Source organism: Glaciimonas sp. CA11.2 (assembly GCF_034314045.1).
GTDB lineage: Bacteria > Pseudomonadota > Gammaproteobacteria > Burkholderiales > Burkholderiaceae_D > Glaciimonas.
In genome coordinates this window covers 123916-137593 of the sequence record NZ_JAVIWL010000001.1, presented here as the reverse complement: position 1 = coordinate 137593, position 13678 = coordinate 123916, and the positions used below count along the sequence as shown (strand labels likewise).

The 13678-nt window shown below is 48.3% G+C and carries 11 protein-coding genes; 8 read left to right on the top strand and 3 right to left on the bottom strand.

All coding sequences use genetic code 11. The annotated features are described in order from the left end of the window. The first annotated feature begins 181 nt into the window (after positions 1 to 181). The 5 genes from RGU75_RS00545 (at position 182) to RGU75_RS00525 (ending at position 5666) form a co-directional block, all read left to right on the top strand. The gene (locus RGU75_RS00545) at positions 182 to 2917 is read left to right on the top strand and encodes a TonB-dependent receptor (protein WP_322232327.1); all 2736 of its coding nucleotides are present in this window, start codon (positions 182 to 184) and stop codon (positions 2915 to 2917) included. 206 nt (positions 2918 to 3123) lie between these two features. Further along, the gene (locus RGU75_RS00540) at positions 3124 to 3780 is read left to right on the top strand and encodes a TonB family protein (RefSeq protein WP_322232326.1); all 657 of its coding nucleotides are present in this window, start codon (positions 3124 to 3126) and stop codon (positions 3778 to 3780) included. Between the two features lie 68 nt (positions 3781 to 3848). After that, a complete protein-coding gene (locus RGU75_RS00535) occupies positions 3849 to 4784 on the top strand; it encodes a MotA/TolQ/ExbB proton channel family protein (protein ID WP_322232325.1) in 936 nt (311 codons plus the stop codon). Positions 4785 to 4786: 2 nt separating this feature from the next. Next, on the top strand, positions 4787 to 5215 hold the full coding sequence (locus tag RGU75_RS00530; RefSeq protein WP_322232324.1) for a biopolymer transporter ExbD: 429 nt from the start codon (positions 4787 to 4789) through the stop codon (positions 5213 to 5215). Positions 5216 to 5228: 13 nt separating this feature from the next. After that, positions 5229 to 5666 (top strand): biopolymer transporter ExbD, encoded by a 438-nt coding sequence (locus tag RGU75_RS00525; RefSeq protein ID WP_322232323.1) that lies wholly within the window; start codon positions 5229 to 5231, stop codon positions 5664 to 5666. 370 nt (positions 5667 to 6036) lie between these two features. Here RGU75_RS00525 and RGU75_RS00520 read toward each other — a convergent pair whose 3' ends face one another. Beyond that, positions 6037 to 7713, bottom strand: a complete 1677-nt coding sequence (locus RGU75_RS00520) for an MFS transporter (protein ID WP_322232322.1) — start codon at positions 7711 to 7713, stop codon at positions 6037 to 6039. Positions 7714 to 8756: 1043 nt separating this feature from the next. Here RGU75_RS00520 and RGU75_RS00515 point away from each other — a divergent pair. Beyond that, positions 8757 to 9161, top strand: coding sequence for a hypothetical protein (locus RGU75_RS00515; protein ID WP_322232321.1), 405 nt, complete (start codon positions 8757 to 8759; stop codon positions 9159 to 9161). 308 nt (positions 9162 to 9469) lie between these two features. Here RGU75_RS00515 and RGU75_RS00510 read toward each other — a convergent pair whose 3' ends face one another. Together RGU75_RS00510 and RGU75_RS00505 are read right to left on the bottom strand one after the other, a co-directional pair. Next, the gene (locus RGU75_RS00510) at positions 9470 to 9886 is read right to left on the bottom strand and encodes a helix-turn-helix transcriptional regulator (RefSeq protein WP_322232320.1); all 417 of its coding nucleotides are present in this window, start codon (positions 9884 to 9886) and stop codon (positions 9470 to 9472) included. Between the two features lie 287 nt (positions 9887 to 10173). Next, on the bottom strand, positions 10174 to 10914 hold the full coding sequence (locus RGU75_RS00505) for a hypothetical protein (RefSeq protein WP_322232319.1): 741 nt from the start codon (positions 10912 to 10914) through the stop codon (positions 10174 to 10176). 498 nt (positions 10915 to 11412) lie between these two features. Here RGU75_RS00505 and prpB point away from each other — a divergent pair, with 498 nt between their 5' ends. Both prpB and prpC read left to right on the top strand, forming a co-directional pair. Next, on the top strand, positions 11413 to 12297 hold the full coding sequence (gene prpB / locus RGU75_RS00500; protein WP_322232318.1) for a methylisocitrate lyase: 885 nt from the start codon (positions 11413 to 11415) through the stop codon (positions 12295 to 12297). Positions 12298 to 12469: 172 nt separating this feature from the next. After that, positions 12470 to 13621 (top strand): 2-methylcitrate synthase, encoded by a 1152-nt coding sequence (gene prpC / locus RGU75_RS00495; protein WP_322232317.1) that lies wholly within the window; start codon positions 12470 to 12472, stop codon positions 13619 to 13621. Positions 13622 to 13678 lie beyond the last annotated feature (57 nt).

Genomic DNA, 13678 nt, shown 5'->3' with positions numbered 1-13678 from the left:
TTTGTTTTTTGTCGTGTTTTGTTATTTTTTGGTAATTCTGAATATTGCGGAAATTATTTTTATTTATTCTATAAAAGAGAATAATTTTTCTTCAAATCGCTCACAAGGCGATTAATAAATATATCGAAATTTACAAAGATTTAATTTCAACTCTAACTATTATCCCCTGGGGAGTTTGTTTATGATGACGGAAAAGGGTTTGTCGAGATCACTACGTAGGGTCTTTTCGGGGGGCATGGCTGTCGGCTTCGGCCTGATAGCACATTCTGCGTTTGCGCAGGAGGATCCTTCTAGTGAACCGCAATTGCAACGGGTCGAAATTACAGGTTCATCCATTAAGCGCGTGGCGGCGCAAGGTGCATCGCCGATCACAATTATCAAGGCGGATGATTTTACCAAAGTGGGTGCAACCACCGCTGCCGAAGTATTGGCAACCGTCTCCGGCAATCAAACACAATTTAATTCATCGTCGAATGTCGGCACTAGCAAAACAGTTGGCGCAGCCGCAGATTTACGCGGTCTTGGCTCAAACAAAACGCTGGTATTGCTCAATGGTCGTCGTTTGGCCAACAGCGCATTTGACGGCGCGGCAGTCGATTTGAATGTGATTCCACTTGCAGCACTTGATCGCGTAGAAATTCTGCGGGATGGCGCTTCAGCCATTTATGGTACAGACGCCATTGGCGGTGTGATTAACTTCATTACCAAGCGCTCTTACACCGGCGTTAATCTGAGTGTCGAAGGCATCGTGCCCGAGCAGGCTGGCGGCGCCGAAAAACGTTTCAATTTGTCCGGTGGTATGGGCGATCTGGATAAGGATGGCTTCAATTTCTTTGGCGTCATTGACTATCACTCGCAGAACGGCGTCAAAGCAAGCGACCGCAGTTTTTCACAATTGGGTGGTCGCAATCCTGGTATTGGATTGAATGCCAGCAGTGGTAATTCCAGTCCAGCCAACTTTTACGACCCCGGTGCCGGTCCGATTGATCCAACCTCGGGCAAACCTTCTGGTTTGAGTGGCAATCCGTATTACGGTTCTGGTTGCCGTCCACCTTTCGCCAATCCTTCCGCCGCCGGTACTTGTCGCTATAACAGTCAAGCCAATATCGGTATTATTCCGCAAACAGAAGAGGTCTCTTTCCTTGGTAAAGGCACCTTCAAGCTCGATGCAGATAATACCGCTTCGATTGAATACCTGCATGCCGAAAGCAAGGTAAGAACACGCGTCGCAGGTGATGTTTTTGCCGGTGACGGTAGCGGTACCAGCAGCGACTATCTGATTCCAAGCTCCAGCCCGTATTACCCTGGGAACGGCGTAACTCCCGGAGTCGCAGGCTTAAGCGGCGGTCCGCTCTCGCTCAATTGGCGTTCTGCAGATGCTGGACAGCGTATCAATGATTCCATTAACAGCACTGACCGTTTGTTGTTGAGTATGGAAGGCACAAAATTTGGATGGGATTACAAGACCGGTTTGTCTTATTCGATGAGTAAAGCACGCGACGAGCTGAACGGCGGTTATTTAAACAATGATTTGGTGAAGTCCGGACTGTTAAGCGGAATTATCAATCCGTTTGGCGCGCAAAGTGCAGCGGGAACCGCTTATCTGAACAGCGCGCAAGTGCTCGGCGCTTATGAAAGTGCGAAAACGCAAACTGCGTCGATCGACTTTACGGCCAGCCGTGAACTGTTCCAGTTGCCTGCAGGACCGTTAGGTTTTGCGATTGGTGGTGAGTTCCGCCATGAAAGCGCACAGTTCAACGTAAATCATGCGCTAGCAGATTTATCCGAAAGCACTGGTTCGCAAGATGCCCAGTCTTCTTCAGGTAGTCGTAATGTCAGCGCGGTGTTTACCGAATTCAATGTCCCTATCGTAAAGTCGCTGGAAGCACAGCTGGCCTTGCGTTACGACAAATACAGCGACGTCGGCAATACGTTGAATCCTAAGGTAGCGCTACGCTGGCAACCGGCTAAGCGCTTGATGTTCCGTACTTCGTATAGCACAGGTTTTCGTGCGCCTAGTCTGTATGAACTGAATGATCCAAACTCCAAAACTTATACCAGCAGCGTCTATGATGATCCGTCGTTATGCCCTAACGGAACAGCAGTGTCGGGCGGTATCAGCGCGCGTGATTGCGGTCAGCAGTTCTTCAGACAAGGTGGCGGTAACAAACAATTGCAACCAGAAAAATCCAACTCATTTACGTTGGGTACTGTGATGGAACCGTTGAAAGATGTGACGCTCTCGATTGATTATTGGAATATCAAAATCAAGAACCAGATATCGGTAGTGCCAGAGGGTGATATTTTTGGCGATCCAGTCAAATATGCCGCAGATTATGTGCGTAATCCTGATGGTTCACTCAATTACATCATCGATACCAACGTCAATCTTGGCAACGTCAAAACGCAAGGTATTGATCTGGGTCTTTCATGGCGTCTGCCGAAATCTGATTGGGGCAATTTTGGAATGGCGCTGGACGGTACTTACGTCAACCAATACGACTATCAGTCCGAAAAAGGTGGCGCGTATAAAAGCAATCTGGGCGTCTATGGCGGCGGTGTTGGTACGGCCGGTGGCGTGATATTCCGCTGGCGCCATACTGCGACACTCACCTGGAGCAAAGGTCCTTGGGGCGCAGTGGTGCAGCAATCTTTTGCGACTGGCTATCGGGATCAAAACGGCAGCTCCGTCGCGGAAGGTTTCAATCATCACGTTGGTTCGTACACCCGCTACAACCTGTCTGGAACCTACGCCGGGTTTAAAAACCTGACATTGACTGCCGGTATCAAAAATCTGTTCAATACCGACCCACCCGCCTCCAACGTGACCGATAACTTCCAGTACGGTTACGACGCACGTTATGGCGACGCAATCGGTCGGGCTTTCTTTGTGCGCGCGAACTATGCATTTAAGTAGCCGATTGTTTGGAATCCTCAATCGTTTTTTCGAGGATTTCTTAATGAGTCATTAGTGATTGGCTTGCGCCCGTTCCATAACGAGATGACCCCATTTGGTCTTGTCGTTGTGGAGCGGGCAATTGGTTACTTGCTGGCGTACTAATGTGCAGAATTGGTTGCAGAATTTTTCAGCAATTGAACAACGATGTAACGGAGGAAAGAGGTATGGATTTCACGCAGGATGGAAAAAAACCTTCCAGGAATGTAGTCGGCATCAGTGTGGTGGTTATTTTGCATGTGGCCCTTGTGTATGCACTTCTTACGGGCCTTGCACGTAAGGTTGTTGAAGTGATTCAACAACCGGTCGAAACCAAGATCGTGGAAGAGATCAAGCCACCAGCACCGCCACCACCAGCTAAACCAGTACCGCCACCACCAAAAACAGTCTCGCCACCACCACCGTTTGTACCGCCGCCTGAGGTGAAAGTGCAGCCCCAACCACAGGTGAACGTGATTGCAGCGGTCACCAATGTCAAACCATCCACGCCGGACTTGCCGACGTCAACCGCGCAACCATCTGCCGCAGCGACAGGTCCTGCAACGCCATCCCATACCAGCGCAAAAGTAGCGGGAAATTGCGAAAAACCAGCTTACCCAAGAGCGTCATTGCAAAATGAAGAAGAGGGCGTGGTTAACGTCAAACTGTCTATCGGTGCTGATGGCAATGTTCTTGATGCTGTAGTAGAAAAAAGCAGCGGCTTCAGAGATCTGGACCGGGCGACCATGAAAGCGTGGAGCCTTTGTCACTTTGTCCCCGCGATGGCCGATGGACAGGCAATCGCGTCTACGACAAGAATGCAGTATGTCTGGAAGCTGGAATAAGCAGTCTGAAGTAGTACACCTTTGTTCGTCTTTTCAGCAATCTCATTTATACAATTTGGAGTACTCGTATGTCTACACCTCGTAATCGCCTATCCGCATTTGTTGCCGTTGTCATGATCACTGCTGCGACACTCTCCGCTCCGCTGGCTGTGGCGCAGACATCGGCATCGGCTGGAACTTCAGCCATTACATCGGCAGCAGATTCCACTTCCACAGTAACTACTAATACCGCGGAGGTAGCGGCATCGGGCATCAGCGCCAACCCAATGCCACCGCCGCTTCCGGCCACGACGGAAACGGTCAGTAATCCATACGGACTTGATGCCTTATGGAAGGGCGGCGATTTTGTGGCACGCGGTACGCTGATTATTCTGGTCCTGATGTCGATGGGCAGTTGGTATATCATCATCACCAAGTTGATCGAGCAAGTGAAATTGATGGGTCAGGCTAAAGATGCGAAGAACAATTTCTGGAAAGCACCTAGCGTCGAAGTGGCGATTGCAGGTCTCAAGCCAGCCAGCGCCTATCATTTTATTGCCCAGACCGGCAGTACCTCGACCGAACACCACGATGGTGCATTGCTAGAGCAAATTGATCTCAATACCTGGATCACAATGTCGATCCAGCGTTCAGTCGAAAAGGTGCAAAGCCGTTTGCAAGATGGTCTGGCTTTTCTGGCGACAGTTGGTTCAACAGCACCGTTCGTTGGTCTGTTTGGTACGGTATGGGGGATTTACCATGCGTTGACCGCCATCGGTATCGCTGGTCAGGCATCGATTGATAAAGTTGCTGGACCGGTCGGTGAAGCGCTGATCATGACCGCCATCGGTTTGGCAGTCGCCGTTCCTGCTGTGCTGGGTTACAACTGGTTGGTACGTCGTAACAAAAGCGCGATGGAAGAGATTCGTTCGTTTAGCGCCGATCTGCACTCGGTCTTGTTGAGCGGTGTGATGTCGACGAGTTCTGCGGGTCAAATTGCTAGCATCAAGAAAAAGGTTGGCTAATCATGGGTATGTCACTCGGCTCTTCCGATGGGGACGAAGACGAAGTGATCGGCACGATTAACACGACGCCGCTGGTAGACGTTATGTTGGTGTTGCTGATCATTTTTCTGATAACGATTCCGGTCGTCACGCACACGATTCCGGTCAAGCTTCCGAGCGAAACTGATCAACCTTATGTCACCAAACCGGAGAATATCAATCTGGCGGTGAACAAGCATGGCGACATGTTCTGGAACGAGCAACTAGTGCCGAACACCGCGCAACTGTTGGCGAAGCTGAAGCTGGTGGCGGTCATCGTGCCACAGCCAGAGTTGCACATTCGCGGCGATCAGCAAACCAAATATGAATATATCGGCAAAGTGATCTTGACCGCGCAGCGGGCCGGGATCGCCAAGATTGGTTTCATCACCGAACCGCCACCGCGCCAATAACAGGGAGCAAAGTATGGGTATGAATATTGGTTCATCTGGTGGAAACGGTAACGATCCGGAACCGATGATGGAAATGAATATGACGCCATTGATTGACGTCATGCTGGTCCTCATCATCATGTTGATTATCACGATTCCAATGCAGAATCATGCAATAAAGTTGAACATGCCGACTGGTAATCCACCAGTACAATCAGCACCGCCGATTGTTGATACCGTGGATATTGATCCAACGGGAAATGTGCTGTGGAACGGAGCCCTAATGGCAAGCAAGGCCGAGCTGGAAAGTAAATTGCAGGCGGTAGCAGCGATGGGAAATGTGGATGAAGTGCATTTGCGGCCGAACAAACTGGTGGAGTACAAATCGGTTGCCGCCGTGATGGCATCGGCGCAACGGCTTGGTGTCACCAAAATTGGCATTGTCGGTAATGAGCAGTTTATAGATAAGTAATGCGGGACAAGTAAAGCGGGATAAATAATCAGCGGAGTTGAAGGTGTTTCTTTAAGCGCATTAAGCAGGTTAGTTCTTGCTTGATGCGTTTTTTTTGGAAGTTATATTGCAGTGCTTGCACCCACTCCGGATATAAAGAAGAGCACGCCATTCATCGATCGCACGCCAGAAGTGAGCAAGTAATCGTGGACGCTCAGCTATTGCCTATGTATTCTCACTGATGCAACCCACTCTTGATCATTGTGTCGCAGAGGCGTTTAAAAATAACTGAATTGAAGATGACTTGCTCCACATGATCGTGTTGCTATTTGATGATGTGGAGCAGGACATCGATTACTTTTTTTGATTAACTTTGCGGTCTCTTATCGGACTAGCGCTCTTCCGCGTAGATATCGTTATTCACAGTTTCTTTTACGAACAGCATGCCGATCAGGAAAGTACCGATAGCGATCACAATTGGATACCACAGTCCATAATAAATATCGCCTTTGAAAGCAACCAGAGCAAACGCCGTAGTTGGCAATAGACCGCCGAACCAGCCGTTACCGATGTGATATGGCAATGACATTGATGTGTAGCGGATGCGAGTAGGGAACATCTCGACCAGCATCGCCGCAATTGGACCATACACCATCGTGCAGTAGACCACCAGGATGAACAGTAATAACAAGACCATCGGTTTGTTGATTTCTGCTGGATCTGCTTTGATCGGATAACCTGCCTCTTTGACGTTGCTGGACAACGCAGCGGAGAACGTTTTGTCCTGAGCCGTAGCATCTGCTTTCGATAAACCATTTGCGTCGTACGAAGTGAGCGTTTTATCGCCGATCTTGACGGTTGCTACTGAACCCGGCGCGCCTGCGACGTTTTCATAATTAACCGACATGGCAGACAGCTTGGCTTTGGCGATGTCGCAGGAAGAAGTGAACTTCTTGGTACCAGTTGGATTGAACTGGAACTGACAAGTCGCTGGATCTGCTGTGACGGTGACCGGTGCGCTTTTCAGAGCTGCTTCGAGTGCTGGATTGGCATAGTGCGTCAAGCCCGAAAAGATTGGGAAGTACGTCAGTGCCGCTATCAGGCAACCCGCCATAATAATTGGCTTGCGACCAATCTTGTCCGACAACGAGCCAAAAATCAAGAAAAAGGGCGTGCCAAGTAATAAAGACATTGCAATCAGAATGTTGGCAGTTGGACCGTCAACTTTAAGCGTTTGCGTCAGGAAGAATAGCGAGTAAAACTGACCTGTGTACCAGACCACGGCTTGACCTGCGGTCAAACCAAACAAAGCTAAAATGACCAGCTTCATATTTTTCCATTGGCCGAATGCTTCGGTCAACGGTGCTTTGGAGACTTTACCTTCCGCTTTCATTTTCACAAAGGCAGGGGACTCGCTCATGGATAAGCGAATCCAGACCGAAACGCCGAGTAAAACGATCGACAAAAGGAACGGAATGCGCCAGCCCCAGTCAGCGAATGCTTCTTCACCCATCGCCGTACGTGTACCAAGGATGACTAATAGAGACAAAAATAATCCCAGTGTCGCTGTTGTTTGGATCCATGCAGTAAACGAACCACGCTTGTCATCGGGCGCATGCTCGGCGACATACGTGGCGGCTCCGCCATATTCTCCACCGACCGCAAGACCTTGCAAGATACGCAAAGCGACCAAAATGATTGGTGCGGCAATGCCAATAGAGTTGTAGTTAGGCAAAATGCCGACCACAAAGGTCGACAGTCCCATGATCAGGATCGTTACCAGAAATGTATATTTCCGACCGATCATGTCGCCCAGACGGCCGAATACCAAAGCGCCAAATGGGCGCACGATAAATCCCGCAGCAAATGCCAGCAACGCAAAAATAAATGCTGTGTTGGAGTCCGTGCCAGCAAAAAACTGTTTAGCGATAATCGCCGCCAGCGCGCCGTATAAATAAAAATCATACCATTCGAATACTGTGCCAAGTGATGACGCAAAAATGACTTTTCTCTCGTCCGCAGTGATGCTGCGTGAGGCCACTTTTCCTGCTGCAATGCTGATCGCCATGCCTGTCTCCTTCATTATTAAAATTGTTAAATCTAACTCTGCAATCTGCTGTGCTGTTATTTAGCGACCTTGATGCCAGTCGGGTTTTTCCCAGATTGCAATTTTTAGACGGGCTAAATACCAAATAGTCTTCATGCGTGCTTGTTATGCGTGCTTGTAATGCGCGCTTGTTGTGCGAGCCTGCGCGTGTGGAGTGTGGGGCCGTAACCTTACACAAATCTTGTTATAAACTTACGTAAACTTACAAGCATCGAAAATGTTGATGCCGCAACGATGGAGAGTGGTCAGAGGTATTTCTATACATTGCTTAGTGGCAATCCGTAACGTTGCTGTATGGAAATGTAGAAGGGGGAGTGTTGGATAGAGTTGCTATTTCGACGCGACCCGTCAGGTCGTCGATGTCAATCTCAAATGCTGAATGATTAAATATCCGGCTTGACTTGCCCACATCCACAGAGTCGACGCGCCCTTTGTACAACCAACGCGGGTCCTTACAAATGTCGTGATCTTATCCATCGGTGTGGATCGTGGCGCTGTTGCAGAGGTGGTTATCTCAAACATCCATTCAAGAACGTTTTTTGTAGGCAGTGATCGTGGCCACATTTGTGTTGAGATATTTTAAATATCGTTGTGCTTAAATAGGGCCAGTTATCGCGGAAGGAGGCTATAGGAAATTACTTAAATTTGTTAAACGCGTGTGATGCACGTTTCAAAGCACTCATACAATGGCTTCATTAAAAACGTGTCAGCGATCTTTGCCCACGTGTTGAATGTACTACCAGAACATAAATAGCATGCCACTGAAAGACCTGGCCGCATAACGCACTATCTAGAACTTGTGCCGCTTATTATTGATACTAAAAGCACGTCAAATCGATACTAGGTATTACGCAGCTGTTACCGACAAACTTCTTCATCGCTAATCATTTTATTTAAATGCGTCACCGTTTTTAAGACTCTTTAAAAAGTGGCCCTAGTGTGTTGCGATTGACAAAAAATGGCATCCGCGGGTACGTCATGAACGTTTTTTTTGGAGATACGAAATGAAAATTAATAGTACTTTTTTGCCTCCTGCAGATGGGGAGGAATTAGGAGGGTTAGCATCGTTGACTGCATTTGAAGCACGCATAGACAATAAAAGTTTGGTAGTTGGCATTGCCATTGGCACACTGACGGGACCGTCCAAGGACGAGGCGCAAGTTAATTCACTTGCCATGGAAGTTGTTAATCGCGTTATTGACTATCATCAACGCAATCATGCACAGGATGCGCCGTTCGTCGTTGTAGAGCTAACCGGCACTCTTGTAGCGGTAAAGCGTGTGCGGGAAGTATTCCGCCATGCGCCTCATCGCTCTTCATTGATGTTGATGTGTGCGAACGAAAGAGTATACGAGGCAGCCATTTCTGTATTGGGCGTAGATTCTGTCTTCGGTTACAAAAATACCTAGCAGCAAATCATTAACTTAAATGTATTCAAAAAAGCTCAAGCCGTACTGTCGTTACTTTTCGTTTCGTTTCACATCTCCAGTATCAAATTACTATTCGTCATATCGCTGCGATCCCCTGATTAAGGCAACAATGTATTGAGTGTGGTGGATAAAGTTTCATCAAACTGTTGATTGCCTCAAAATCTGCTAAGCTTCATATTACACCTAATGTGGATTAAGTAAATAGAAATATCCACACCTACTATATTTTTGTTAAAAAAAACCCACCTTGTCGGTGGGTTCGTCTCGTTAATTTTTATGCTGGTTTATCAACTGTCAGGATTTTGAGGTTGTTCTGGAGGTTTGTTCTCGTCTGCAGGTGGGGGCAGTTGAAGGATCACCGTATATTTCGATTCCATTTCAGCAACGCGCAAAATTGCTTCTTGCCCGCGAATATCAGTTGCCCTGTATAGCGTGATCAATAAGGTTGATCTTGGATCTGGTGGCTCATCCTCCAGAGTCATCAGGTAACTAGCGCCGGTCAGATATATTTTTGCTAGTTTTTTGACAATTTGGAGGTCAGCTGTTCGCGTCCCATTTTCCCAGTTTGACAGTCTCGTAGGTGAAAGTCCCGGGACTTCTGCGCAGGTTTCGACCAGCGTTTTTCCGGTAGCTTCTCTTGCTTGCTTTAGTCGTCGACCAACTTCTATTTTGAGTGAGTACATATAGACGAGGGTAATTTCCATGGCGTGGATAAACAATCAACGATTTGTGGTATTTACTTAGCATTAGGTTCCACTTTACGTGTAATTTATGATTTGCGAAACTGCGCGTTTCTGAATATTTGCGGATGCGCAGTTTCTGCCACATTCTGCGGGGTAAAAAGGCATATTGTGACGCCATTGCAATGGCGTGAGTGGTCGCCGGAAGTCGAACAGTTGTTCATGAAAATTTCAAAATTCACATTGCGAGACTTCTTCGGATGAAAGGATGGTGTTTCAGGCGTTTTGTCGCCACCATCACGGTTGGCGTTTTATTTGCCCAATAGCACGAGAGCCTGGTTCCATTCGTTAGACCATTCGGCTAAAAAATCATGTGTATTAAATGCACGTTTTAGATGTGGCATTGGCACTCGATACACGTCGTTCAATCCCAGCGCCAACGTAATCGGATTCCACACAGCTTTGTTTTTTGCTTTTTTAGTACTCGCTTTAACTCTTGCTCCATCATCGCCAAATATGCCACCGCCAGCGTCAAGCGCCTTCTGTAGATCAATTTTTACCAGGCTGGCAAATGCGATCAATGCTTGATCTTTGTTGATGCCACTTTGTGATTCCTTTGCGCCGTCGGCGCTGATTGGTTCGGACTTGGCTTTTGCGTCGGCCTTGGTCTTGGCGTCTTCCTCACGTTTGAGTTTGCTTGTCAGGCGCTCCAGATCTTTTTTCAGAAAACGTAACTCGTGCAAAGCCCTCCTAAAACCTGGAGGTTTGAGTTGCGCCACTATCCGATAGACATCTTTAGTAATCGTGATGAGTACATCTTCGCTACCGGCGGCAAGTCGCTGCGTATCACCTTCGAAAAAAATCGGTGCCGGATAACCGCCGTTGGCATCACCAAACAGCGCTGGATACTCGGTGTCATAGTCCAGCCAGACGTAAGGCGTCAAGCCGCTCTCTATCATGCGTGCCAATGTCCACGGTGTCCCGGTTTGCTGCGCAAGCCAGTGGCATGCCTGCGCTGTTGTCGCTCGAAAAGGTAGTTCAATCGTTGTCATTGCTCTTTCTTCTTTCTTCATTTTTATGCCAACTTATGCCAATCAGTATTGTTGATGTTACCTTGGCGTAATAAATAATGTCCGGTAAGGCGGTTGATCCAGCTCAGTGATGTTCAATGGCAATCATCGGCAGTCATTGCTATTGATAGCGCTGAATGGCGCTGAGTGGCACTGAGTGGCGCTGAGCGGCACGAATGTTGTTCAATGGCATTTTCATGTGTGAGCGCGATGTTCCATTTTGTTTCAAATAATGTTTCATCATTTTAATGAAACATTATTTGAAACAAAAATTGAAACATTTATTGTTAAATAAATCATTAAATTACAACGAATCGCCCTTGGTACTTCATTCCAAGATGTTGATTTTAATGACTTATTCAACATTCATCCGGGTTTTCTAAAACGAGCTATTTAGTTGGCATGGTTGTTGCAGAGTTTAGCGGTATTAGAATTGCAGATATCTGCATGAAACAAGTTTGCGATCCATAAGGAGAAAACATGAGTTATTCCGCAGGTGCAGCCTTCCGCAAGGCGATGCAAGAAGAGTCCCCGTTACAAGTTGTGGGCGCGATCAACGCTAATCACGCATTGCTGGCCAAGCGCGCCGGTTTCAAGGCGATTTATCTTTCCGGTGGCGGTGTCGCAGCCGGTTCGCTCGGCTTGCCAGACCTCGGTATCTCCAATTTGGATGATGTACTGACCGACGTGCGCCGTATCACTGACGTGTGCGATCTCCCATTGTTGGTGGATGTCGATACTGGTTTTGGTTCAAGTGCTTTCAACGTCGCACGTACCGTCAAATCGATGATCAAATTTGGAGCAGCAGCGATCCATATTGAAGACCAGGTCGGTGCCAAGCGCTGCGGTCACCGTCCGAATAAAGAAATCGTCAGCAAGCAGGAAATGGTTGACCGTATCAAAGCTGCAGTTGATGCACGTACCGACGACAATTTCGTCATCATGGCGCGTACCGATGCGCTCGCGGTTGAGGGACTGGAATCCGCGCTGGATCGGGCGATGGCCTGTGTCGAAGCGGGTGCCGACATGATCTTTCCTGAAGCGATCACTGAGCTGGCAATGTATAAGCAATTTGCCGCCGCTGTCAAAGTGCCGGTGTTGGCAAACATTACTGAATTCGGTTCCACGCCTTTGTTCACGGTCGATGAGCTGAAATCAGCTGATGTTGGTTTGGTGCTGTATCCGCTGTCTGCCTTCCGTGCCATGAACAAGGCCGCCGAAAACGTCTACACCGCCATCCGCCGCGATGGCACGCAAAAGAACGTAATCGATACCATGCAAACGCGCATGGAATTGTATGACCGGATCAACTATCACGATTTCGAGCAGCATCTGGATGCCTTATTTGCCGCCCAGAAAAAATAAAAGGATAGGCGCAAAGCCGACCCGGCAGCGTTATCTCTCATTCCCATCCAGGTGACCCGAACCTTCGTGATGTTTGCGGCGGACGGTTGAGAAATTTGTTGCTGGGAAATAAAGCGTAGCACTGACTACAATTTACCGATTACACCAATTCTTTTCTATCAGGAATCAAAAAATGAGTGAAGCTCAAGTAACCCCTTTCAAGCCAAAAAAATCTGTCGCGCTGTCCGGCGTCACTGCAGGTAACACTGCGCTGTGTTCCGTCGGCAAAACCGGCAACGATCTGCACTATCGTGGTTATGACATTCTGGATATCGCCAATACCTGCGAATTCGAGGAAATCGCGTATCTGTTAGTGCACGGCAAGTTGCCGACTGCCGCAGAACTGAAAGGCTACAAGGCGAAACTGAAATCTCTACGCGGCTTGCCAGCTAGCGTCAAGGCCGCGCTGGAAGCGCTGCCCGCCGCCTCGCACCCGATGGACGTGATGCGCACCGGTGTCTCGGTGCTTGGCTGCACATTGCCAGAAAAAGATGACCACAATGCGCCGGGCGCACGCGACATCGCGGACCGCTTGATGGCATCATTCGGCTCGATGCTGCTGTATTGGTATCACTTCAGCACCAACGGCAAGCGCATCGAAGTTGAAACCGATGATGAGTCTATCGGCGGCCATTTCCTGCATCTGTTGCATGGTGTAAAGCCATCCGCCGAATGGGAAAAAGCGATGCATGTTTCGCTGATCCTATACGCAGAGCATGAATTCAATGCCTCCACCTTCACTAGCCGTGTTATCGCCGGTACAGGCTCAGATTTTTACTCCGCGATCGCTGGTGGAATCGGCGCTTTGCGCGGTCCAAAGCACGGTGGTGCGAATGAAGCAGCTTTTGAAATTCAGAAACGTTACGATAATCCGGACGAAGCAGAAACGGATATCAGAAGCCGGGTAGAGAACAAGGAAGTCGTGATTGGGTTTGGTCATCCGGTCTATACCGTATCCGATCCACGCAACAAAGTAATTAAAGAAGTTGCACGCAATTTATCAGCGGAAGCTGGTTCGACAGCTATGTTTGACATTGCTGAACGTCTGGAAACCGTGATGTGGGAAGTCAAGAAAATGTTCCCGAATCTGGACTGGTTTTCAGCCGTTTCTTACCATATGATGGGTGTGCCGACAGCGATGTTCACGCCGCTGTTTGTGATTTCCCGTACCTCCGGTTGGGCCGCACACGTGATCGAGCAGCGTATCGATAACAAGATTATTCGTCCATCTGCCAATTATGTCGGACCAGACGATTTGGCATTCGTACCGATCGACAAACGCTAATCGTTTTTTTAGCAATTTTTCAGCAATACGCGTACTAATAAAAAGCAGGAACATCGA